This is a genomic window from Mycolicibacter sp. MU0102, assembly GCF_963378105.1.
GTDB lineage: Bacteria > Actinomycetota > Actinomycetes > Mycobacteriales > Mycobacteriaceae > Mycobacterium > Mycobacterium holstebronense.
In genome coordinates, this window is the sequence record NZ_OY726398.1 from 2,279,903 (window position 1) to 2,301,029 (window position 21,127).

20 protein-coding genes are annotated in these 21,127 nt (G+C 66.6%); 7 read left to right on the forward strand and 13 right to left on the reverse strand.

The features are described from left to right. Nucleotides 1-26 precede the first annotated feature (26 nt). Nucleotides 27-2,255 carry a heavy metal translocating P-type ATPase gene (locus tag RCP37_RS10600; RefSeq protein ID WP_308487034.1) on the forward strand — a complete coding sequence of 743 codons (2,229 nt, stop codon included), beginning with the start codon at nt 27-29 and terminating at the stop codon, nt 2,253-2,255. Here the strand turns inward: RCP37_RS10600 and RCP37_RS10605 are convergent. After that, nucleotides 2,252-3,460 carry an oxygenase MpaB family protein gene (locus RCP37_RS10605; protein WP_308486793.1) on the reverse strand — a complete coding sequence of 403 codons (1,209 nt, stop codon included), beginning with the start codon at nt 3,458-3,460 and terminating at the stop codon, nt 2,252-2,254. The two genes, RCP37_RS10600 and RCP37_RS10605, sit on opposite strands and share 4 nt — an antisense overlap. A 57-nt stretch (nt 3,461-3,517) precedes the next feature. On the opposite strand from RCP37_RS10605, the gene RCP37_RS10610 reads away from it, so the two are divergent. After that, the gene (locus tag RCP37_RS10610) at nt 3,518-4,147 is read left to right on the forward strand and encodes a TetR/AcrR family transcriptional regulator (protein ID WP_308486794.1); all 630 of its coding nucleotides are present in this window, start codon (nt 3,518-3,520) and stop codon (nt 4,145-4,147) included. A gap of 141 nt (nt 4,148-4,288) precedes the next feature. Next, nucleotides 4,289-5,113, forward strand: a complete 825-nt coding sequence (locus tag RCP37_RS10615; protein ID WP_373693176.1) for an SDR family oxidoreductase — start codon at nt 4,289-4,291, stop codon at nt 5,111-5,113. Here the strand turns inward: RCP37_RS10615 and RCP37_RS10620 are convergent. Together RCP37_RS10620 and RCP37_RS10625 are read right to left on the reverse strand one after the other, a co-directional pair. Then, nucleotides 5,110-5,898 carry an enoyl-CoA hydratase/isomerase family protein gene (locus tag RCP37_RS10620; RefSeq protein WP_308487035.1) on the reverse strand — a complete coding sequence of 263 codons (789 nt, stop codon included), beginning with the start codon at nt 5,896-5,898 and terminating at the stop codon, nt 5,110-5,112. The genes RCP37_RS10615 and RCP37_RS10620 overlap by 4 nt on opposite strands. Continuing rightward, the gene (locus RCP37_RS10625) at nt 5,895-6,530 is read right to left on the reverse strand and encodes a VldE C-terminal domain-containing protein (protein ID WP_308486796.1); all 636 of its coding nucleotides are present in this window, start codon (nt 6,528-6,530) and stop codon (nt 5,895-5,897) included. The genes RCP37_RS10620 and RCP37_RS10625 overlap by 4 nt, the downstream gene beginning before the upstream one ends. A gap of 199 nt (nt 6,531-6,729) precedes the next feature. Between RCP37_RS10625 and RCP37_RS10630 the strand changes: the two genes are divergently transcribed. The 3 genes from RCP37_RS10630 (at nt 6,730) to RCP37_RS10640 (ending at nt 11,143) form a co-directional block, all read left to right on the forward strand. Further along, complete coding sequence (locus RCP37_RS10630; RefSeq protein ID WP_308486797.1) at nt 6,730-7,062, forward strand: DUF732 domain-containing protein; 333 nt, start codon at nt 6,730-6,732, stop codon at nt 7,060-7,062. Nucleotides 7,063-7,145: 83 nt separating this feature from the next. After that, nucleotides 7,146-9,944, forward strand: coding sequence for an aconitate hydratase (acnA, locus tag RCP37_RS10635; protein WP_308486798.1), 2,799 nt, complete (start codon nt 7,146-7,148; stop codon nt 9,942-9,944). Continuing rightward, on the forward strand, nt 9,944-11,143 hold the full coding sequence (locus tag RCP37_RS10640) for a tellurite resistance/C4-dicarboxylate transporter family protein (protein ID WP_308486799.1): 1,200 nt from the start codon (nt 9,944-9,946) through the stop codon (nt 11,141-11,143). Before acnA ends, RCP37_RS10640 begins: the two co-directional genes overlap by 1 nt. Here the strand turns inward: RCP37_RS10640 and RCP37_RS10645 are convergent. From RCP37_RS10645 to RCP37_RS10675, 7 genes are all read right to left on the reverse strand, one after another. Next, entirely contained in the window at nt 11,027-12,091 is a 1,065-nt protein-coding gene (locus RCP37_RS10645) for an ABC transporter ATP-binding protein (protein WP_308486800.1), read from the reverse strand. The two genes, RCP37_RS10640 and RCP37_RS10645, sit on opposite strands and share 117 nt — an antisense overlap. A gap of 14 nt (nt 12,092-12,105) precedes the next feature. Further along, on the reverse strand, nt 12,106-12,945 hold the full coding sequence (locus RCP37_RS10650) for a carbohydrate ABC transporter permease (protein WP_308486801.1): 840 nt from the start codon (nt 12,943-12,945) through the stop codon (nt 12,106-12,108). Next, nucleotides 12,942-13,826, reverse strand: coding sequence for a carbohydrate ABC transporter permease (locus RCP37_RS10655; protein ID WP_308486802.1), 885 nt, complete (start codon nt 13,824-13,826; stop codon nt 12,942-12,944). The genes RCP37_RS10650 and RCP37_RS10655 overlap by 4 nt, the downstream gene beginning before the upstream one ends. Beyond that, nucleotides 13,823-15,076, reverse strand: coding sequence for an ABC transporter substrate-binding protein (locus RCP37_RS10660; RefSeq protein WP_308487036.1), 1,254 nt, complete (start codon nt 15,074-15,076; stop codon nt 13,823-13,825). Before RCP37_RS10660 ends, RCP37_RS10655 begins: the two co-directional genes overlap by 4 nt. A gap of 98 nt (nt 15,077-15,174) precedes the next feature. Next, nucleotides 15,175-17,088, reverse strand: coding sequence for a YhgE/Pip domain-containing protein (locus tag RCP37_RS10665; RefSeq protein WP_308486803.1), 1,914 nt, complete (start codon nt 17,086-17,088; stop codon nt 15,175-15,177). Between the two features lie 2 nt (nt 17,089-17,090). Further along, on the reverse strand, nt 17,091-17,852 hold the full coding sequence (locus RCP37_RS10670; RefSeq protein WP_373693145.1) for an ATP-binding cassette domain-containing protein: 762 nt from the start codon (nt 17,850-17,852) through the stop codon (nt 17,091-17,093). 87 nt (nt 17,853-17,939) lie between these two features. After that, nucleotides 17,940-18,827 carry a sigma-70 family RNA polymerase sigma factor gene (locus RCP37_RS10675; RefSeq protein ID WP_308486804.1) on the reverse strand — a complete coding sequence of 296 codons (888 nt, stop codon included), beginning with the start codon at nt 18,825-18,827 and terminating at the stop codon, nt 17,940-17,942. 72 nt (nt 18,828-18,899) lie between these two features. Here RCP37_RS10675 and RCP37_RS10680 point away from each other — a divergent pair, with 72 nt between their 5' ends. Beyond that, nucleotides 18,900-19,250 (forward strand): DoxX family protein, encoded by a 351-nt coding sequence (locus RCP37_RS10680; protein ID WP_308486805.1) that lies wholly within the window; start codon nt 18,900-18,902, stop codon nt 19,248-19,250. Nucleotide 19,251: 1 nt separating this feature from the next. Here the strand turns inward: RCP37_RS10680 and RCP37_RS10685 are convergent, their stop codons facing one another. Genes RCP37_RS10685 through RCP37_RS10695 form a run of 3 tightly spaced genes read right to left on the reverse strand, consistent with a single transcriptional unit; the run spans nt 19,252 to nt 21,097 of the window. After that, entirely contained in the window at nt 19,252-19,695 is a 444-nt protein-coding gene (locus RCP37_RS10685) for a TOBE domain-containing protein (RefSeq protein ID WP_308486806.1), read from the reverse strand. 32 nt (nt 19,696-19,727) lie between these two features. Continuing rightward, on the reverse strand, nt 19,728-20,528 hold the full coding sequence (locus tag RCP37_RS10690; RefSeq protein WP_308486807.1) for a nuclear transport factor 2 family protein: 801 nt from the start codon (nt 20,526-20,528) through the stop codon (nt 19,728-19,730). Then, nucleotides 20,528-21,097, reverse strand: coding sequence for an isochorismatase family protein (locus tag RCP37_RS10695; protein WP_308487038.1), 570 nt, complete (start codon nt 21,095-21,097; stop codon nt 20,528-20,530). The genes RCP37_RS10690 and RCP37_RS10695 overlap by 1 nt, the downstream gene beginning before the upstream one ends. Nucleotides 21,098-21,127: the final 30 nt, after the last annotated feature.

The following is a 21,127-nucleotide window of genomic DNA, read 5'->3' on the forward strand; positions in this document are numbered from 1 at the left end:
CCGTCATCTCTGCTGCTGCCGGCCGAATGCGAGTTCAGGCCAGCAGCTTTCGCAATAGCGCCCTGATGGCTGTGGCGATTGAGGACACAGTGTCTCAAGTGCCTGGGGTTCGTGCGGTGCATGCCTATCCACGCACCGCATCGGTGGTGATCTGGTATTCGGCCGAGCACTGCGACCGTGCAGCAATTCTGTCGGCGATCGCCACCGCTCAGCGAGCCCCGGCAGCAACGGTGCCCGCTCGGGCCCCGCATTCGACCGACGGGTGCGAGCGCAGCCTTGGGCAGCGGGTCATTGACTGGAGCGCCCGGATTCGGTCGGGCTCTGGCAACGAGGTTTCACCCAGGCAGCTAGTGAACGACGGCTGTTGTGATCACGACGGCAAGGGGCCCGAACCGCAGCGGCTCTGGGACGTCGTGAAGGTGCGGCGAGCAGCGCTGTCGGGAGCACTGCTGACGGCTTCGGCGATCAGTGCCTGGGCCCCTCCCCTGGTCCCGATTGCGTTCGGGCTCAAAGTCACCGCGCTGGCAGTGGGGGCCTCGACATTTGCGCCCTCCAGCCTTAGGCGTCTGGCGCAGGGCCACATCGGCGTGGGCTCATTGATGACCATCGCTGCGGCCGGGGCGGTCGGACTGGGGCAGGTCGGCGAGGCCGCCGCGCTGGCATTCTTGTTCTCGATCAGCGAGGGCTTGGAAGAATACGCGGTGGCTCGCACCCGTCGTGGCCTGCGCGCTCTACTCTCACTGGTCCCAGAGCAGGCCACCGTCGTGCGCTTTGGCACCGAAACGATCGTGGCCGCAGGCGAACTGCGTATCGGTGACCTGATGATCGTCAAACCCGGCGAGCGACTGGCCACAGACGGCATCATCATTGCCGGCCGCACCGCGCTCGACATGTCCGCAATCACCGGCGAATCCGTTCCGGTCGAGGCCGGCCGCGGTGACGAGGTATATGCCGGGTCGATCAACGGCACCGGCGTGTTGCGGGTTCAGGTCACCGCGACTGCCGATAACAATTCACTGGCCCGCATCGTGCATATCGTGGAGGCCGAGCAAGCCCGCAAGGGCGCAAGTCAGCGGCTGGCCGACCGCATTGCGCGACCATTGGTGCCCAGCATCATGATTGGTGCAGCGTTGATCGCCGGCGTAGGCAGCATCCTGGGCAGCCCCGCGGTATGGATTGAGCGCGCACTGGTTGTGCTGGTGGCGGCCTCACCATGTGCGCTCGCCATCGCGGTGCCGGTGACTGTGGTGGCAGCTATCGGCGCGGCAGCCAAGATCGGTGTCCTGATCAAGGGTGGAGCCGCGCTCGAAGCCCTCGGCACCATCGGCGGGATTGCACTGGACAAGACCGGAACCTTGACAGCGAACCGGGCCGCAGTCATCGAAGTTGCCACCGCCAACGGCGCTTCCAGAGACGACGTGCTCGTGGTGGCCGCTGCACTGGAAGCGCGCAGTGAACATCCGCTGGCAGCCGCGATTCTCGCCGCGTCGGAGCCGGGCGGGCCCGTCGCCATCGACGTGCAGGCTTTCCCGGGAGCCGGGCTGAGCGGCACCCTGGATGGCCACGCTGTCCGACTGGGCCGGCCCGGCTGGCTCAACTCGGGCGAGCTCGCCGATCAGGTGGCACGTATGCAGAACGGCGGGGCGACTGCGGTTCTGGTCGAACGCGACGACCAGCTATTGGGTGCTATCGCCGTGCGCGACGAACTGCGCCCTGAGGCCGCCGAGGTCATCTCCGCGCTACAAGACGGCGGCTACCGAGTGTCGATGCTCACCGGGGACAACCACGCCACTGCCGCGGCGCTGGCCGATCAAGCTGGAATTGGGTACGTTTTCGCCGAACTCCGACCCGAAGACAAAGCCCGCTTGATCGCACAAATGCGCGCGGACCGCCCGACCGCTATGGTCGGTGACGGCGTGAACGACGCTCCGGCCCTGGCCGCCGCAGACCTGGGAATCGCGATGGGCGCCATGGGAACCGACGTCGCCATTGAGACCGCCGATGTTGCCTTGATGGGCCAAGACCTGCGCCATCTCCCCCACGCACTGCGCCATGCTCGTCGCTCCCGGCAGATCATGCTGCAAAACGTCGGTCTGTCGCTGGGCATTATCACGGTGCTGATGCCGCTAGCAGTCTTCGGGACGCTCGGGCTGACCGCGGTGGTAGTGGTTCACGAGCTCGCTGAAGTGGTCGTCATTGCCAACGGTGTGCGTGCCGGACGCATTGGTCCTGCCGCGCTGGGCGCGCATCCCTAGGCAGAGCGCGCCGCCGCGGGATGACCGCCGCTGTCCGGCGCGGCATCGACCAGGTCGTGGTGTACCCCGTAACGCTGCCGCTGTTCGGCCATCAGCCGCGGATAGTTGGCCAAGGCGCGCCGGGTCCGCAGTTCATTGACCCCAGGGATGCGCGCCAGTACCTGGTTGACCCCGCCGACGGCCGGGCTGAGCACCCGCGGCAGGTACTTGAAGGCCGTGTCCGCCACACCAAGCCGGCTGGCGTTGGCATCGCCGAGAAATGCCCGGGTCATGCCGTTGATGATGTTCACGCCGACGCGGTGCTTCCAGGATCCCCCGAAGGGCAGCAGCTCGGCGATCTCGCGCGCCAGATAGTCGTGCGTCAACGCGCGGACGAAGTCACGGTCTCCGTCGTCGGGTTCCACCGCGGTTAGCGCATACAGTTCGGCGATACGGACCTGATCGGCTTCGGTGGCCGGATTCAGTTCGGTTGCAACGCCGTTGAGCACACCGACGTAGCGCCAGAAGTGGTAGATGTCGTCGAGTTCGTCTTGGGTATAGCGAACCCCCAGTTGGTGCATCGCCGCTAGGGCGATCCGACCGAACTCGACGATGGTGAACGCCATGTAGCTCTGCGGAATGGGAGCGCCCCACGCATCGCTGTTCCATTCGCTCTCGGACAGCAGATGACGTCGGACGAACGCGTGAATCATTCGGACCCGCAATGTCGTGGCCAGACCGGCGCCGTCGCGCCGCAGTCCGCCGGGCGTCAGGATCTCCTCTAGCCACGCGCCGACCTCGATCGACCGCACGGCTGCCTGACTGGTGTAGCGACCGGTCAACACCAACGGCATCCCGGCCGCGGCGTTCATGGCACCGGCAGTCAGCGAGGCCGCACCCAAGACGATGCCGTAGGACGCGGTGTGGCGCACGATATGACCCGCAGCGCGATCCAGGCGGTCGTGGTCGAGCCAGTCGGGCTCGTGGTCGATCTCGTCGAACAATGCCCGCAGCGACTCCGGCGGCGACTCGACCGAGTCGATGCCGTGCTGGACCGCGGCCCGAAACATGGCCATTCCCGCCCCGCTAGGCAGCGTGGCGAAATCGGCGACCACGGCGTCGGCCAGCGGGTCGGCGATCTGTGTCCCGGCGATCCAGTCGCGGCCGGCCTGGCCGTATCGCGCTACGGCCAGGTCGGCATTGGGCACATTGGACACGTTTGCCATACAACTATGGGAACATGAGAATACCTCACTTACTACTCACTTTTATTTGGGGGTGCTATGCCCGCGCAGGCACGGTCGCGGCCGCAGCAGCAGCGAGCCCGGGAGATGCGCAGCCGCCTGCTCGACACCGCCCGCCAGTTGATCGCGCGACGCGGTGTGGAGACGCTGACCACGCAGAGCATCGCCGACACCGCCCACGTCAGTATCGGCACTGTCTATCGCTATTTTCCGGATCGCGCGGCCATCATCGCCGAGTTGGTGGATGCCGCGACCCGCGACATCTCGTTCCAGCTGGTCCGTACGGTCGGCCAGGCGATCGACCTCGAGGTCGACGAGGCGGCATTGCTCGTCGTCGACACCCTGACGACGGTCTATGAGCAGCACGCCCCGATTCTGCTAGCGGCGCTGACATCCTCATCTTTCGATCTGCCGCCCTACCTCAACCACACCGCGATGGACGAGATCGAGCGCAGCCTGCTGCCGTTGGGCAGCGTGATCCCGAGCCGATCCCGCCCCGACCTGTCACCCGCGGAGTTGGACGATCTGGTGTTCGTGACTATGGGCGTGACGTCGAGCGCCTGCCTACGAATCGCGTTGCAGCGGCCCGCGACCGCGGATCGTGAGGCGATGGTCCGGTTGACGGCGACCATGCTGGCCGCGGCGCTCAAGGCCCCGGACGCTTCCTGACAAGCTTTACAATTCTGCGCCAAACTGTCACGCTTGCGCCCGGACGTGGGGTGGGCGAAACCAATCGGAAGGTCCGCAAGTCCCCGCGCATCGACGACGAGGAGTCAGCAGGTGGCAGGCACCGAATTCTCCGGCCGCACCATGGTGGTGTCCGGCGCGAGCCGCGGTATCGGTCTCGCGATCGGACTGGGCGCGGCGCGGCTGGGCGCCAACGTGGTGCTGTTGGCCAAGACTGCCGAGCCGCATCCGCGACTGCCCGGCACCGTGCACACCGCGGCCGCCGAGATCGAGGAAGCCGGCGGTAAGGCTCTGGCGGTCGTGGGCGACGTGCGCAGCGAGGAAGACGTGCAACGCGCCGTTGACGCCGCGGTCGACAGATTCGGCGGCATCGACATCTGCGTCAACAATGCCAGCTCTATCGCGACCGATCCGTCAGAGCAGTTGTCCGCCAAGAAGTTTGATCTCATGCAGGACATCAACGTGCGCGGGACGTTCCTGCTGACCAAGGCGTGCCTGCCGTACCTACGCAAGTCCGCGGCGCCGCACGTGCTGACGATCGCTCCCCCGATCAACATGAACCCGTACTGGTTGGGCGTGCACCCGTCCTACACGCTGTCCAAGTACGGAATGACGCTGTTGACGCTGGGCTGGGCAGCTGAATACGCCGACGCCGGAATCGCGAGCAACTGCCTGTGGCCCGAGACCTACATCGCGACCTCGGCGGTGGCCAACTCCCCCGACGGCGGCGAGTTACTGGAGAAGGCGCGCAGCCCGCAGATCATGGCCGATGCCGCCGTGGAGATTCTGCGGCGTCCGGCCGCCGAGGCCAGCGGCCAGTGCTACATCGACGCCGACGTGTTGGCCGAGGCCGGCGTGACGGACTTCTCCAGCTACGGCGGTGGCCCGGAGCCGCTGATGGACTTCTTCGTCGACCGGCCGCTGGGCGCCGGGGTCGACGCGCGCTAAGGCGTTGTGCTCCAGCGGGGTGCGCGTCGTTGGAGATACGCCTCGACGCCTTCGCGCGCGTCAGGGCTCCCCATCACCTGGTGATGGAGTTGGGTTTCCAGCTCAGCGACCTGTCGCGGGCCATAGCCGTTGATCACGGTGTCCCACAGCAACCGCTTGCTCAGCGCCGCCGACGTCGGTGCCACATTGACGGCAATGTCACGGGCGATCGTCAGCGCATGGTCGAGGACTTCCGCGGCCGGCAGGCAGCGGCTGGCGATGCCCATCTGGATGGCCTCGTGCCCGTCGAACGTGCGCCCGGTCAGCAGCACGTCGGCGGCGACCGCGGTACCCGCCAGTCGGGGCAGCGTCCAATGCGCCATACAGTCCGGAACGACGCCTCGGCGGACCTGTGGCACAGCGTATTTCGCCTCCGCGGCCATGATCCGGATATCGGCCTGTAAAGCGATGGTCAGCCCGATCCCGATTGCGTGACCATTGACCGCGGCGATCACGGGTGTGCTCAGCTCAAATGCCGCCGGGGTGATCGGCGAGGCGGTGAACGCCTGCTCGTCCTCGGGGGCATCGAATGGGCTTGTCGGCGATGACAGGTCGGCTCCGGCGCAGAAGGCGTCGCCGGCACCGGTCAGAACGATCGCGCGAACCGCGTCGTCAGCGTCGCAGTCACGGTAGGCCTGGCTCAGCAGCTGCCCCATCACCGCGGTGTAGGCGTTGCGGGCCTGCGGCCGATTCAGCGTGAGCAGCGCGACGCCCTCGGTGACGCTGACCCTCAGGTCGGTCGTCAGCGCAGGTAAACCTCGCTGCCGCTGGGATAGCCGCCGCCGGTGGTGGTGACGTGGACGTGGTCGTAGTGGCCGTAGCCGCCGCGCTGGGCCCCGCCGCCGGGTGTGTAGTAGACACCGCGCCAGATGGCGTCCTGCAGGCCGAACCGGCCGGCGTTCTCCATCACATAGGCCACGATCGAATCTCCGAGCGCGATTCCCTCGGCGCTGCCCGGGTTGGGGACCATCACATCGAGCGCCAGCCCGTTGGGGTGCCAGCGCAGCGCGTCGGCCCGTACGCCACCGATCTGCATGATCTGGGGAAAGGCGTCGCTGATGCTGCGAGCGGCTTGGATCGTGCGCACCTGCAGGCCCCGCTCCGGGGCGACTCCCGCGGGCAGGAACCGCGGCACGGTGCGCGTTCGTGAGGCCACGGCGAACCGCGCGGGTGGACCCGCTTCGGGCGTTGCTGCCGGTGCGGCGACCAGCTGCAAACCGCCTGGTGAATTGTCTTCAGCAACCACCGCAATGGATTCTTTCGGCACCGCAGGATTGGCGCTACCGCCCACAGCAAAGAACAATGCAGCTGGTGCGAGGACGGCAGCCATCAAAACCGATGATCGTTTGCGCTGGCTGGCTAACTCGTGTCGGCCCACGGGGAGACACAATACGAGAAATTTGGCTAATAGTCACAAATTTATAAACCTCATAAATTCCTTATTGTCTTGCTCGCCACATGTGAATGGCGACGGGCGCCACATCGTGTGCGATTCGCGCAGGTGAGCGCGGCCTCGCGCCGGCCTCCCCCGCTTGCAAAGGAAGATCACCTAAGCAGATGGGTCTACACTGCATCTCATGAAATCGACGACCCTCGCCGCAGCGGTCTTGGGCTTGGCCGTGACCCTCGCAGCACCCGCTCACGCCGACCCCGACACCGATTTCGCCCGAGAACTGCACACCTATGGCATCTACGGCCCCCGGGACTACAACGCCTGGCTGGGCAAGATCGTCTGCGAGCGGTTGGACAAGGGCGTCGACGGCGACGCGGCCAAGTCGGTCCGCTTCATCACCCCCAACCTGCAAAAGGGAACCAACCAGGCGCAGGCCTGGCAGTTCCTTGGCGCCTCGGTCCACACCTACTGCCCGGACAAGCGGCCGGTGCTGGAGCGCGCAGCACAGCAAGGCTGATTGAGGCCCTTCTCCCCCTGGTCCCGCCGCTGAAGCGGACCTAGGGTCGGTGGTAACCGATCCGACCGGTGGGAGGGCCCGCAATGGCCGCAGACAGCAATCTCGACAGCTTCGGAACCCGGGGCCAACTGAGCGTCGACGACACCACGTATCAGATTCGACGGCTCGATCGCGTCGATGGCTCGGCGCGACTTCCCTACAGTCTCAAGGTTCTGCTGGAAAACCTGCTGCGCAACGAAGACGGCCGGCTGGTTACCGCCGAGCAGGTCGACGCGATGGCGGCCTGGGACCCGAGCGCCGCGCACGGCCGGGAAATCGCCTATACGCCGGCGCGGGTGTTGATGCAGGACTTCACCGGGGTGCCGTGTGTGGTCGACCTGGTCGCGATGCGCGACGCGATCTCCGAGCTGGGTGGCAAGACCACCCGCATCAACCCGCTGTGCCCCACCGAGCTGGTGATCGACCACTCGGTGATCGCCGACGTCTTCGGCCGCACCGACGCGTTCGCGGTCAACGCCGAGCTGGAATTCGAGCGCAATGCCGAGCGCTATCAGCTGCTGCGCTGGGGCCAGCAGGCATTCGATGACTTCTCCGTGGTGCCGCCCGACACCGGCATCTGCCACCAGGTGAACCTGGAGTACCTGGCGCGGGTGGTGTTCACCCGCGACAGCGCCGACGGACCGCTGGCTTACCCCGACACCCTCGTCGGCACCGACTCGCACACCCCGATGGTCAACGGACTCGGCGTCCTGGGCTGGGGAGTCGGCGGGATCGAAGCCGAAGCGGCCATGCTTGGTCAACCCATGAGCATGCTGATCCCACCGGTGGTCGGCCTGAAACTGACCGGCGAGCTGCAGCCCGGCACCACCGCCACCGACCTGGTCCTGACCGTCGCCGAGCTGCTGCGCGCCACCGGGGTGGTCGGCAAGTTCGTCGAGTTCTTCGGTCCCGGGGTGGCCAACGTCCCGCTGGCGAACCGGGCCACGATCGGCAACATGAGCCCGGAATACGGGGCCACCTGCGCCATCTTCCCGATCGACCACGTCACCTGCGACTATCTGCGCCTGACCGGCCGCTCTGAGCATCAGATCAAGCTGGTGGAGGCCTACGCCAAAGAGCAGGGCATGTGGCACGACCCGGATCGAGAACCGGTCTACTCGCAGACGCTGGAATTGGATCTGAGCAGTGTGGAGCCGTCGATCGCCGGCCCCAAACGGCCGCAGGACCGCATCCCGCTGCGGTTGGCCCCGCACACCGTCGCTGCGCTGCTCGACGGCGCCGAAACCACCGCTCAGGCCCTGTCGGACCTGGATAAGGCGTCGGCGGCATCGTTCCCGGCCAGCGACCCGATCGCTTTCGGCGAATCCCAATCCGAAGGCAGGCCGCGGGAGCAGTGGGACGGTGGCGACAAGCTGCCCTGGCGGACCGATGCCAAGCCAATCGAACTCGCCGACGGGACCCACACCGAGATCGACAACGGTGACGTGGTGATCGCCGCGATCACCTCGTGCACCAACACCTCGAACCCCTCGGTGATGGTCGGCGCGGCACTGCTGGCCCGCAACGCCGTCGACAAGGGTTTGTCGCGCAAGCCGTGGGTGAAGACCACCCTGGCGCCCGGGTCGCGGGTGGTCACCGACTACTACGAGCGGGCGGGCCTGACGCCCTACCTGGACAAGTTGGGCTTCAACCTGGTCGGCTACGGCTGCACCACCTGCATCGGCAACTCGGGACCGCTGATCCCAGAGGTGAGTAAGGCCGTCGTCGACAACGATCTGACCGTGTGTTCGGTGCTGTCGGGCAACCGCAACTTCGAGGGCCGCATCCACCCCGAAGTCCGGATGAACTTCCTGGCGTCCCCGCCGCTGGTGGTCGCCTACGCACTGGCCGGCACTCTGCGCGTCAACCTGCTCACCGATCCGCTGGGCACCGGCAGCGACGGCGAACCGGTGTATCTGCGCGACATCTGGCCCACCACCGACGAGATCGCCGCCGTGGTCGACGACAACCTGCAGGCCGAGATGTTCACCACCAGCTACGCCGACGTCTTCACCGGCGACGACCGCTGGCGTTCCCTGGACGTCCCCGACACCGACACCTTCTCCTGGGCACCGGATTCCACCTACGTGCGCCAGCCGCCGTACTTCGACGGCATGACCCGTGACCCGGCGCCACTCACCGACATCACCGGCGCCCGGGTGCTGGCCAAGCTCGGCGACTCGGTCACCACCGACCACATCAGTCCGGCCGGATCCATCCGCTACGACTCACCCGCCGGAAAGTACCTGTCCGAGCACGGAATTGAGCGCAAGGACTTCAACTCCTACGGCTCGCGGCGCGGCAACCACGAAGTGATGATCCGCGGCACCTTCGCCAACGTGCGACTGCGCAACCAATTGGCACCCGACACCGAGGGCGGCTTCACCCGCGACTTCACCCAGCCGGACGGTCCGGTCAGCACCATCTACGACGCGTCGGTGAACTACCTCGCCGCCGGCACTCCCCTGGTGATCTTGGCCGGTAAGGAATACGGATCCGGCTCCTCACGCGACTGGGCCGCCAAGGGCACCGTGCTACTCGGTGTGCGGGCGGTGCTGGCGGTGTCCTACGAGCGCATCCACCGGTCCAACCTGATCGGCATGGGCGTGCTTCCGCTGCAGTTCCCCGACGGCGCCGACGCAGACTCGCTGGGCCTGACCGGTGAAGAGACCTTCGACATCACCGGGGTGACCGCACTGAGCGACAGCATTCCCGACACCGTGCACGTCCAGGCCGGCGACATCGCATTCGATGCGACGGTGCGCATCGACACCCCCGGCGAGGCCGACTACTACCGGCACGGCGGCATCATGCAATACGTACTGCGCCAATTGCTCGACTGATGGGCACCCAAACGGGGGCGACGGTGCCGGCGACCGGGACCCGCGAGGCGATCCGCACGCTCAACCCGGGCTACTTCGCGCTGGTGATGGCCAGCGGCATGGTCTCGACCGCGATGTATCACCAGAAATCCCAATGGGTTTCGGTGCTGCTGCTGTGGGTGACGGTGCTCTCCTACCTGGTGTTGATCGTGGTATCGACAGTGCGTGTCGTGGCCTACCGCCGCGAATTCCTGGCCGATCTCTATGATTCCGGGCGCGCCTTCGGTCTGTTCACATTCGTCTCGGCCACCAATGTGCTGGGAGCGCGGCTGGTCATCGACGGGCACAGCACTGTCGCGGTCGGGCTGCTGGTGGTCAGCACGCTGACCTGGCTGGTGCTGGGTTATCTGATTCCGTGGACCGCGGTGCTGGGGACCTCGGAGCGGCCGGTGGTGCGCCGGGCCAACGGCACCTGGTTCATCTGGGTGGTGGCCAGCCAGTCCATTGCGGTGCTGGCCGCGGTGCTCGAGGTGGAGGTGTCCGAACCGTGGCGTCAAAGCCTGGCGCTGCTTGCCGTGGCGTCCTGGTCGGTAGGAGTGTTCCTCTACGGCGCCGCCGGAATCTTTGTCGCGCTGCGGCTGCTGCTCTACCCGCTGCTGCCCGAAGACCTCGTCCCGCAGTACTGGGTGGCGATGGGCGCCACCGCGATCACCGTGCTGGCCGGTGCCCACATCGTCGAGATGGCCGAAGCGCCGATGGTGCACGCCACCCGCGGTCTGATCGCCGGAACGTCGGTGATGTTCTGGGCGTTCGGCACCTGGCTGATTCCGCCGATGATCGCCGCCGGCGTGTGGCGCCACGTCGTCCATCGCGTACCCCTGCGCTACGAAGCGCCCTGGTGGAGCGTGATCTTCCCGCTGGGCATGTACGGGGTGGGCAGCCACTACCTGGGGCAGGCCGACCACCTGCCGATCGTCTACTACATCGGTTCGGTCGAGAGCTGGATCGCGCTGGCCGCCTGGACCGTTGTGTTCGTCTTGATGCTGCACCACCTGGCGGTCACGCTCGGGCCCGGGCGCAGCGCCAAGCTGACGGGCGGCGGCTCACCCGATCCGGGCGCCGTCGGCGCCGAAGAAGTGCAGATCGGTCACGTCGAAGCCCAGCGACAGCCGGGCGCCGCGGCGCACCTCGGTGTTACCGGGAACCCGGGCGACCACTGATTGCGAAGTCTGCGGGTCAACCGTCGTGCCGTATAGGTTAGTGTCGGCGCCCAGTTCCTCGACGAAGTCCACCTCGACAGCGATCCCGCGATCGGCGATCTGTAGGTGCTCGGGTCGAATGCCGACGACCAGCTGCGTTGCTGCTGAAGATATTTCCCTCGGTACGCCGATGTGATAACCGCCCAGCGAGACCGCGCCGTCGACGACGGAGACCGCAAACAGGTTCATCGCCGGCGACCCGATGAATCCGGCGACGAAGACATTGGCCGGCGTGCGGTAGAGCTCGCGCGGCGGCGCGCATTGCTGCAGTACCCCGTCGCGCAATACCGCGACGCGATCCCCCATCGTCATGGCCTCTACCTGATCGTGGGTGACATAGACGGTGGTGATTCCCAGTCGCCGCTGCAGTTCGGCGATCTGGTTGCGGGTCTGTACCCGCAGCATGGCGTCCAGGTTCGACAGCGGCTCGTCCATCAAGAAAACCTGCGGACGGCGCACGATCGCGCGGCCCATCGCGACGCGTTGGCGTTCGCCGCCGGAGAGGTCCTTGGGCTTGCGCGCCAAGAGCTCGGCCAGTCCCAGCAGCTGGGCGGCTTCGGCCACCCGGGCGCGGATCTCGGCTTTGGGGGTCTTGGCGACTTTGAGGGCGAAACCCATGTTCTGCGCCACGGTCATGTGCGGATACAGGGCGTAGTTCTGGAACACCATGGCGATGTCGCGATGGCCGGGGTCGGTTGCGGTGACATTGCGATCGCCGATGTAGATCTGACCGGCGTCAACGGGTTCCAGGCCGGCCAGCATCCGCAGCGTGGTCGTCTTGCCGCAACCCGACGGCCCGACCAGCACCATGAACTCGCCGTCGGCGACCGCGAGGTCCAGCGTGTCCAGGGCGGGGCGGTCGGCGCCCGGATAGTGCCGGGTCACCGAGTCGAAGGTCACTGAAGCCACTCTGTTTCTCCTGACTACCGTCCACCGAAGCCTGTGGCCGCGATCCCACTGACGAAGGCCCGCTGGGCGATCGCGTAGATGACCACCAGCGGGGCCAGCATCAGCATGGAGGCGGCCATCAGGACCGGCCACTCGGCGACGTACTCCCCCTGCATCCACACCAATCCGAGGGTCAGGGTGGCGATGCCCTTGCGCTGAATCATCAGCAGCGGCCACAGAAAGTCATTCCAGACGTTGATCCAGGTCAGCACCGCCAGCACCATCACCGCGGGTTTGGCATGCGGCAACAGAATCCGCCAATAGATCGCCCACGGTGAGCACCCATCCAAGATCGCGGCTTCCTCCAGATCCATGGGCAGGGTGGCGAAAAACTGCCGCATCAGATAGGTGCCGAACGCGCTGCCGAACAGGCCGGGGATGATCATCGCCCACATGGTGTCGGTCCACCCGAACACCCGCATCAAGATGAACTGCGGAATCACCGTGACCGTCAACGGCACCATCAGCGTGGCCAGATACAGCACGAACAGCGTGTCACGGCCGGTGAACGGCAGCCGGGCGAAGGCATACCCAGCCAGTGAACAGAAGAACACCTGCCCGGCCGTCACGCAGCCCGCGTAAAGAATGGTGTTGAACAGCATCCGCCAGAACGGCATTCGGGCGAACACTTCGACGTAGTTCGACCATTGCGGATGGGCCGGCAACAACATCGGCTGGCTGATCTCGGCCTGGCGCTTCAGTGAGCCCGACAGCGCCCACAGAATCGGGAACAACGCGCAGGCGGTGACGGCGCCCAGTCCCGCGTAGACGCCCAGCAGCCCGGCAATGCGATGCCGCGCCGGTGTCCCGGTCACTGGTTCACCGCGTTCCTGCGTGACAACCGCAATTGGACGACGGTCAGGACCAGCAGCACGGCAAACATCACCCAGGCCAGCGCGGACGCATACCCGAAGTCCAAGAAGGCAAAGGCCTGCTGGAACAACATGATGGCCAACACGTAAGTACCGGTCTCCGGCCCGCCGCTGCTGCCGGTGAGCACGTACACCAGATCGAATGCCTGGAACGCGTTGATCACCGAGATCACCACCACAAACCACACGGCGCCGCGGATCATCGGCACCGTGATGGACACGAAGCGCCGCACCTCGCCGGCGCCGTCGATGCGGGCCGCCTCGTGCAGGGAGTCGGGAACGCCCTGCATGGCTGCCAGCAGAATCACCGTCGCAAACGGCACGCTCTTCCAGACGCTGACCAGACACAACGAGGCCATCGCCCAGTGCGGTTCGGTGAGCCACGGCACCGGTGCGATGCCGAACCAGCCGAGCATGATGTTGAGCAATCCGCTGTCGGTGTTGAACACGAACTGCCACACCACCGCGATCACCACCGAGGACACCGCCAACGGCAGAAACGCGATCGCACGAAACAGGCCGATACCCTTGATCTTCCGGTTCAGCAGCCCCGCCACGACCAGACTGATCAGCACCGTCGGGACCACAGTCCCGACGGTGAACACCGTCGTATTGCGGACCGCGATGCCGAACAATGGGTCAGCGGTGAACAGGTCGCGATAGTTCGTGGCGCCGACGAAGGTCGGCGAGGTGAACAGATCCCACCGCTGGAAGCTCATGTAGAGCGAGAAGGCCAGCGGGAACGCCATGAACACCGCGACCGCCGCCAGGTTCGGGGCGATGAACCAGCGTCCTGCACGTGCGCGTCTGCGGGTGGGATTCATGCGGTGGCTAACACTTCGTCGATCTGCGGTGCTAGGCCGGTCTTCAGCGTTGCCGCGGGCCGCTTGCCGCGCAGTACCGGCCCGATCGCGCGGTCCATCAGGGCGTGGACCTTCTGCCAGTCCGGGGAGATCGGCAGGCCTTCGGAATGCGCCGGGCCGCCGGTCAGCACCGCAAGGTTGCGGATCCCGGTGTGCGCGGCGGTGAATCCGGGTGTGTCGATCGCCGAGCGCAGCACCGGTACGAACAGGCCGGACTCCCCGATCAGCGACTGTCCTACCGGGCCCGCCGCGAATTTGAGGAATTCCCAAGCCTGTTCCCGGTGGCGACTGTCGGCGGCAATGGCCAGACCGGTGCTGCCGATGGCGGATCGAGCCGCCATACCCTTGGCCGCGGCAGCCGGACCGGTCGGCAGCACCGCCACGTCGAAATCCAGATCCTCGGCTTGAACGAAGGTCTGGTAGCGCCAGTGCCCGCCGAGCGCCATCGCCGCATTGCCCGCGGTGAACAGGCCCATGGTGGAGATCGACTGGGTGTCCGCGGCGGCGGGCGCCACCCGATGCACGTTGGACAGATCCGCGTAGAACTGGATCCCGGCGAGAAAATCGTCGTCGTCGAAGTTCAGGTGGGTCGGGTTGACCCGCGGCACCGCCCACGGCACCCCGTTGTTCATGCCGAACAGCGCTGCGGAGTACGGCGGCGACCAGGTGTCGACAAAGCCCCACTGGGTGACTCGGCCATTGCCGGACCGCCGGGTGAGTGCGGCGGCGGTGGCCAAGAACTCGTCGAACGTCCAGGGCGTGTCCCAGCGGCCCGGCGGTGGCGGCACACCGGCCTCGGCGAAGATCTTGGCGTTATAGAACAGGAACGCACCCGACCACTGCTCCGGGAACGCGTACTGGCCGCCGTTGAAGCCGAACGTCTCGTAGAGCGCGGGAATGCTGTCGGCGCGCAACGCCGCCGCGAACCGCCGATCCCGATCCAGCAGAGTGTTCAAGTCCAACAGCACGCCGCGGTCGGCAAGTCCGGCGTAGTTGAACTCCCACGCCATCAGCACATCCGGGCATTTCCCGCCGGCGCAGAACGTCGACATCTGCTGGGTCGGGTCGCCGCCGGCCAGAATCGTGCGCACCCGAATGTCGGGGTGTTCGCGTCCGAACGCGTTAATGATCCGCATCCGGGCTTCGGCTTCTTCGGGGTTGGCCGCAAAGAAGAAGGTCAGTGCGTCGTCGTCGCTGCCGCAGGCCGACATCGCGGGCAACAGTGCTGCGGCCCCGATCGCTCCGGCGCCGCGCAGCACGCTGCGGCGCGTAAGTGATCGTGCACCGGAGGCCAGCACCCGCGAAACCGTCAGACTTCGATCGGCGGGTAGAGACGTTCGAGGGTGAACTGACGATCTCGGCGCGCAGCCCAGGAGCTGGCAATAAGTGATACCACCAGGATCCCGGCCAACACGGCCACCGATGTCCACAACCGCTCGTCGATACCGCCGACGGTCAACTGGCGTAACCCGTTGACGGCATACGTCATCGGGTCGTAGGGATGCAATATCTGAAACGGTTTCGCCGTCGTCTCGACCGGATACACCCCGCCGGACGACACCAGCTGGAACATCAGGAAGGCCAGGGTGAACACCCGGCCGACGGCCACACCGAGCACGGCGTTGAACGCTTGGATCATCGCCAGGAACGACGCGGCGATCAACGCCAAGAAGGCGACCATGCCCGCGGCGTGGCGGGCCTGCAGCCCCACCCCGAAGTGCACCACCGTGTACATGAGCAAGACCTGGCACACCCCCAGCAGCAGGGCCGGCCAGTACGAGGCGAGCACCACCCGCAGAGCGCCGACGCCGTTGACGATGGCGCGAGTCTGCAGCGGGGTCAATAACATCCACACGATCAGCGAGCCGATGAACAGTGCCAGCGGCAAGAAGAACGGGGCGAACCCGGTGCCGAAGGTGGCTGCGTGATGGGTGAAGTCCATGTCCACCCCGACCGGGCTGGCCAGGATGGCCGAGACGTCGACGCGTTGCTGGTCGGTGATGGTCGATGCGCGCTGGTCGGCCTCGCCCAGCCCCGACGCCAGTTGGGCGGCGCCGTCCTTGAGCTGATTGCTGCCGTCGGTCAGTTGGACCAGCCCGTCGCTGAGCTGGTTCGCCCCGGCTACCAGCGCGGTGGCCCCGTCGCGTAGCGCGACCACATCCGACCGGAGACCGCCGTCGAGGGCGTGGGTCATGAAGGTACGCAGCCCGCTGTTGGGATTGGCCAGATCGTTCTCCAGCTGTTGGGTGTTGGCGCGCAGCTGGTTCAGGCCCTCGTCGGTGGCCGGGTCCAGTCCCTCGACATCGAGCAGCCGCTGGGCGCCGGCGAGGGTGTCACCGAGCCCGCGTACCGCCGGGTCGGGGTTGCCGCGCAAGGCGTCTACCACCTGGTTGACGATCCCGGCAGCCTGTTGGTAGTTGACGTTGAGCGACGCGATCCGGTCACTGACCGTCTTGAGGTTGCCGCTGAGGCTGGCGGCGGCCGCACCGGCGGCATTCGGGTCGAAGCCCATGTTGGCGAGGTCGTCGGTCACCTTGAGCAGCGGATCGGTCGCCCGTTGGACACCGTGATTCAGCTGGCGGATTCCGTCGGCGAGCGCCGCCGAACCGTCACGGGCCGTGCCCATGTTGTCGGCCAACGTTTTTGAGCCGTCCGAGAGTTGGCCGGCTCCGTCCGCCGCATTCTTGACCTCGTCGGTCACCTGGGTCAGTGCGGTGCCGATCACCTGCTGGCCGACCTTGGAGCTCACTTCGTTGAGCACCTCGCGGGCGGCGTTCTGCCCCATGACCGAGGCCAGGTAGTTGTTGGCGTCGTTGAACCGGAACTGGATCTGTGCTTTTTGCGGATGCGGGCCCGCCGGGGACACCACCGCCGTGCTGAAATCCGACGGCAGGGTGATCGAGAAGTAGTAGGTTCCGTCGGAAACACCTTTGACGGCTTCGCTTTCCGACACCTGATGCAGATCGAGCTGCTTGGAGTCGATCAGCGCCCGGGTGACCTCGTCACCAGCATGCAACTGTTCACCCGAGACCACGGCGCCGGTGTCCTCGTTGACCAGGGCGACCGGGATTTTGTCGATGGCGGCGAACGGATTCCAGAACGCCCACAGATACATCGCCCCGTAGAGCAGCGGCAGCACGATGATGGTGATCAGGGCCAGCCGCGGCATGGTGCCGCGCGAATAGCGTTTGAGGTCGGTGCCCAGTGACATTCCGGCGAGCATGGTCAGCGGTTCCCCTTCTCGTGTCGGCCGGGAACGAGCTCGGCGCGCTCCAGACGGTCGACGGTGATCTGCCCGGCGAGCCCGAACCCGTCGGGAATCGGGTTGGCCGACGAGGTGATCACGGTCTGCTTCTCCCCCAGCGCGACCAGCCGGGTAAGCAGGATCGCGCGATCGCGGCTGTTTTTGATCTCATCGATGCTGCCGACCACCAGCAGCGGTGGACGTGCGGTGTTGGCCAGCGCGATGCGCAGCAACAACCCGGTCATTTCATCGAGGTGCTCGACGTAGTCGTGCAGTTGGGGTACCGGCAGGTCGCCGAAGACCGGGCGGCAGATCGCGTCGCGCTCGGCGTCGCCGGCACGGCGGACCAACTGGTACCAGGGTGCATCCCAGCGGATCTGTTCGGTGATCAGGTCTGCGACCGTCACCGACTCGAAGATCGCGTCGAGCTGTTCGATCCCGGCCAGGGCAGCGACGTCGAAGATGTCGCGGGCTTTGTTGCGCCCGAGCACGGTGAGCGTGCCCGACGATGGCTTCATCCGGCCGGCCAGGTTCATCATCAGGGCGGTGCGACCCGACCCCGGAGGACCGACCAGCACGGTGGTACCGCCTGCCGGAATGTCCAAATCCAGCGGTCCGAAGACGCGTCCCCACGGCCCGGTCATCGTGATGCCACGGGCCGTCACCGCGGGCGGTGACGGCGCTGGCGCCGTACTCTCCCCCGCCGCTGCGGTCTCCCCTGCGGCCGTCGTTTCGTCTGGCATGGACGCCCCCTCATACACATCGGTTCGCGTGACCCATCAAAGCAGAACCCGCCGCCATGGGCGGCCGTCACGTGTTCTTGCGGCGGATCAGGTCTGCGGGAGTTGCAGCGTCGCGGTGCGCAACCGCTCGGGATCGCCCGCGATATCAATGGTGTGGATGCGCCCGTCGTCGCCGATTCCGATGCGCAACAGCGCCAGCAGGCGACCTGCCGGGGCAATTGCGATACCAGGTGCGCCGTCGATGAGCAGCACGGCACCGGCGCGAGCACGCCGGGTGAAGTGCCGAGTCTCGGTGGCGACATCGCCAGCGCCACGCATCTCGGTGGGCACGCCGGCAGGTATCAACACGGGGTCGACGCGGCGCACCACATCGGGCGCCAACAACTCCAACAGGGTGGCGATGTCGCCGCCGCGCGAGGCGGCCAAGAACGCGCTCACGATCTCGAGATGCTCGGCGCGGCGTCGCGGCTGCTCAGCTGGCGCGGCCTGCAGTCGTGCCCGGGCACGGCTGGCCAACTTCTTGGCCGCGTCCGGCGAGCGGTCCAGTACGTCGCCGATCTGCTCGAACGGCACATCGAACACGTCGTGCAGCACGAAGGCGACGCGCTGTGCCGGCGACAACCGATCCAGCACCACCAGCAGGGCCCGGCTGACCGCTTCCGCGCGCAGCGCCTGTTCGTCGGCGGCCGGTGTGGCAAGCGCTGGGGAGCTGTCCAACTCAGGTGCATCCGACAGTGATTGCTCGATGCGACGTGAGCGTGCCCGCAACTGGTCTATGGCGGTGCGTGCGGTGATGGTGGTGAGCCATCCGGGCAGATTGTCCACCGCGGCGAAGTCGGCGCTGCTGGCCTTCAGCCAAGCGGATTGGACAGCGTCGTCGGCGTCTGCCGCTGAGCCGAGCAGATGCAACGCCACCGAATGCAGATGTCGGCGGTTGTCCTCGAACCGTTGGGCCAGAACGTCGGTGTTGCCCATGGGTCACCTTTCCCGTTCGGGAGTCGTCACAGGGATAGAGCCATATCCACCGACGACAGGAAGAGCAACACCATGAGCGTACCGACTGTCTACCTGGTGACGGTCGCGGTCACCGCGGGCATCACCATCGCCATTGCCATACCCGACTTCATTCCGGCGCAGTTCGTCCTGGCCAATTCCGCGCGGGTGGGCGTGCCGCGGTCCTGGTTGCCGCTGTTAGGCGGGCTGAAACTGGCCGGCGGCGTGGGGTTGCTCATCGGACTGGCGGGTGTTCCGCTGATCGGTGTCGCCGCCGCGGCCGGCCTGGTGGCCTACTTCATCGGGGCTGTCGCGACGCATGTGCGCGCCGGGGTGTTCTCCAACATCGGGTTTCCGGCATTGTTCCTGCTGGCGGCGACAGCATCGTTGGTGATGCTGGCTTGATCTAGCCGAATTCGGCGGCCGGGTCGGTGTGGCTGGCCGCACCGGCCCGTCGTGGCAGTTCGACGACGACGTTGGTGGCCTTGACCGAGGCGACTACCAGGCTGCCGGGCTGCAGCTGCAGCTCGTCGGCGGCCTCCCTGCTGACCAGTGAGACCAACCGGAACGGGCCGGCCTGGACCTCGACCTGCGCCATCACCGTGTCGCGGGTGACCTTGGTGACCAGCCCGACCATCCGGTTGCGTGCCGACTGGCCCACCACCGGATTGCGGGACACCGGTTCGACGGCGGCGCGCTCCTGGGCAAACCGTGCCAGCTCGGCACCGTCGACCATGCGGGGGCCACTGCCCGTCGTCAGCGACAGGCGACCGGAGTCGATCCACCGGCGGACGGTGTCGTCGCTGACCCCGAGGAGCTCGGCGACTTCGGCAATTCGAAAGCTCGGCACGTAGATGAGCTTATCGCCGCTGCGGCGCCTAATCAGGCTGCTGGGAAATACCGGATTGTCGTGATACGCGCACCACGGGCGGCCACGTCGAAGAAGAGCACGGCGCGTCGCTGCGCTGAGCTGGTCGACACTGCGACGGTGCTGCCCGCGGCCAACATCTTGGTCAGGCGCGCGCCGTCCAGCTGCGACCCGAGGTCGGCGAGGTCCACGGCGGTATCGTCGCCGTAAGAGACTGTGGCACCAGGTGATAGCAATCCGCGCGCGGTGGCCGTGTTGCCCACGGTGAGCGCTTCCAGGAAGGCTTGCACCGGTTCCTTACCCCTGCTGCTCGGTCGGCGGAACCCGCCGAGGAATCCGGCGGCGCCGGTCAGTCGCTGATTGCGCAGCAGTGCTCGGGACAACCCGATCCCGGCGGGCAGTGCGGCGATGCCGTTGCCGAGGAACTGCCCCACCATGGCCGGCAGCTCCCAGTAGGCGCGTAACCGCTGCAGTTCCCAGCCACCGGCCGACTCGTGCAGGTCATAGCGCAGGATCGCCGGGATGTGCATGGTGACCGACGGTCCCATCGCGACCTCGAGCTGCAGATCGCGTACGACCGCCGTCCCACGCACAATGTCCAGGTCGCGGTGGAAGGTGATGTCGCGCGGACCGATGAACGTGTCGTAGAACCGGCCGATCTGCTCGGGGCCGACGTGCGGCCGCGACCCCACCGGATCCTCCACCCGGCCGTCGGCGCTGAACAGCCCTGCCCATGCGGCCCTGTCGTGGGCGGCCGCCGCGGTCGGTGACTGCTCGACTGCGGCCAGCAGCTCCGCGGCGATGGCGTCCGTCATCAGGCCGCCTCCACCACAGCCACACCGGCGCTGCGTATCTCCGCCAGCGCGGCGGCGCTCGACTCGGCCGACACGCCCGCGGTCAGGTCCGACAACACGGCGGTGGAAAAGCCCTCGCGGACAGCATCTTTGGCGGTAGCGCACACGCAGTGTTCGGTGGCGACACCGACCACGTCGAGGTTGCGCACCCGATGTTGGATCAGCCAGTCGTGCAGTGAGGTGCCGGCGTCATCGACACCCTCGAAGCCGCTGTATCCCGCGCTGTACGCGCCCTTTTTGAAGACCGCCTCGATCCGATCGGTGCTCAGCGCCGGAGGAAACTGCGCACCGGGACTTCCCGCGACGCAGTGCCGCGGCCAGGACGTCTCATGGTCCGGATGCTCGGAGAAATGCGGGCCGGGATCGACGTGCCAGTCCGCAGTGGCCACCACGTGCGCGTAGCGGGCCTTGCCGGCTGGGCTGTCCACGTAACGGCTGATCTCCTGCGCGACGGTCACGGCGCCAGGCACCGGGATCGCTCCCCCGTCGCAGAAATCGTTCTGCACATCGACGATGACCAGCGCCCGCATGCGTCCACAGTATCGTCGGCGGCGCAGCGC

Excerpts from the sequence above, each read along its gene's own strand:
- acnA (WP_308486798.1), top strand. The coding sequence starts at position 7,146 with ATGGCCGCAGACAGCAATCTCGACAGCTTCGGAACCCGGGGCCAACTG.
- RCP37_RS10665 (WP_308486803.1), bottom strand. The coding sequence starts at position 17,088 with ATGCTCGCCGGAATGTCACTGGGCACCGACCTCAAACGCTATTCGCGC.
- RCP37_RS10640 (WP_308486799.1), top strand. The coding sequence starts at position 9,944 with ATGGGCACCCAAACGGGGGCGACGGTGCCGGCGACCGGGACCCGCGAG.
- RCP37_RS10690 (WP_308486807.1), bottom strand. The coding sequence starts at position 20,528 with ATGACGGACGCCATCGCCGCGGAGCTGCTGGCCGCAGTCGAGCAGTCA.
- RCP37_RS10695 (WP_308487038.1), bottom strand. The coding sequence starts at position 21,097 with ATGCGGGCGCTGGTCATCGTCGATGTGCAGAACGATTTCTGCGACGGG.
- RCP37_RS10670 (WP_373693145.1), bottom strand. The coding sequence starts at position 17,852 with ATGCCAGACGAAACGACGGCCGCAGGGGAGACCGCAGCGGCGGGGGAG.
- RCP37_RS10675 (WP_308486804.1), bottom strand. The coding sequence starts at position 18,827 with ATGGGCAACACCGACGTTCTGGCCCAACGGTTCGAGGACAACCGCCGA.
- RCP37_RS10680 (WP_308486805.1), top strand. The coding sequence starts at position 18,900 with ATGAGCGTACCGACTGTCTACCTGGTGACGGTCGCGGTCACCGCGGGC.
- RCP37_RS10660 (WP_308487036.1), bottom strand. The coding sequence starts at position 15,076 with ATGTCGGCCTGCGGCAGCGACGACGACGCACTGACCTTCTTCTTTGCG.
- RCP37_RS10630 (WP_308486797.1), top strand. The coding sequence starts at position 6,730 with ATGAAATCGACGACCCTCGCCGCAGCGGTCTTGGGCTTGGCCGTGACC.
- RCP37_RS10615 (WP_373693176.1), top strand. The coding sequence starts at position 4,289 with ATGGTGGTGTCCGGCGCGAGCCGCGGTATCGGTCTCGCGATCGGACTG.
- RCP37_RS10655 (WP_308486802.1), bottom strand. The coding sequence starts at position 13,826 with ATGAATCCCACCCGCAGACGCGCACGTGCAGGACGCTGGTTCATCGCC.
- RCP37_RS10610 (WP_308486794.1), top strand. The coding sequence starts at position 3,518 with ATGCCCGCGCAGGCACGGTCGCGGCCGCAGCAGCAGCGAGCCCGGGAG.
- RCP37_RS10605 (WP_308486793.1), bottom strand. The coding sequence starts at position 3,460 with ATGGCAAACGTGTCCAATGTGCCCAATGCCGACCTGGCCGTAGCGCGA.
- RCP37_RS10600 (WP_308487034.1), top strand. The coding sequence starts at position 27 with ATGCGAGTTCAGGCCAGCAGCTTTCGCAATAGCGCCCTGATGGCTGTG.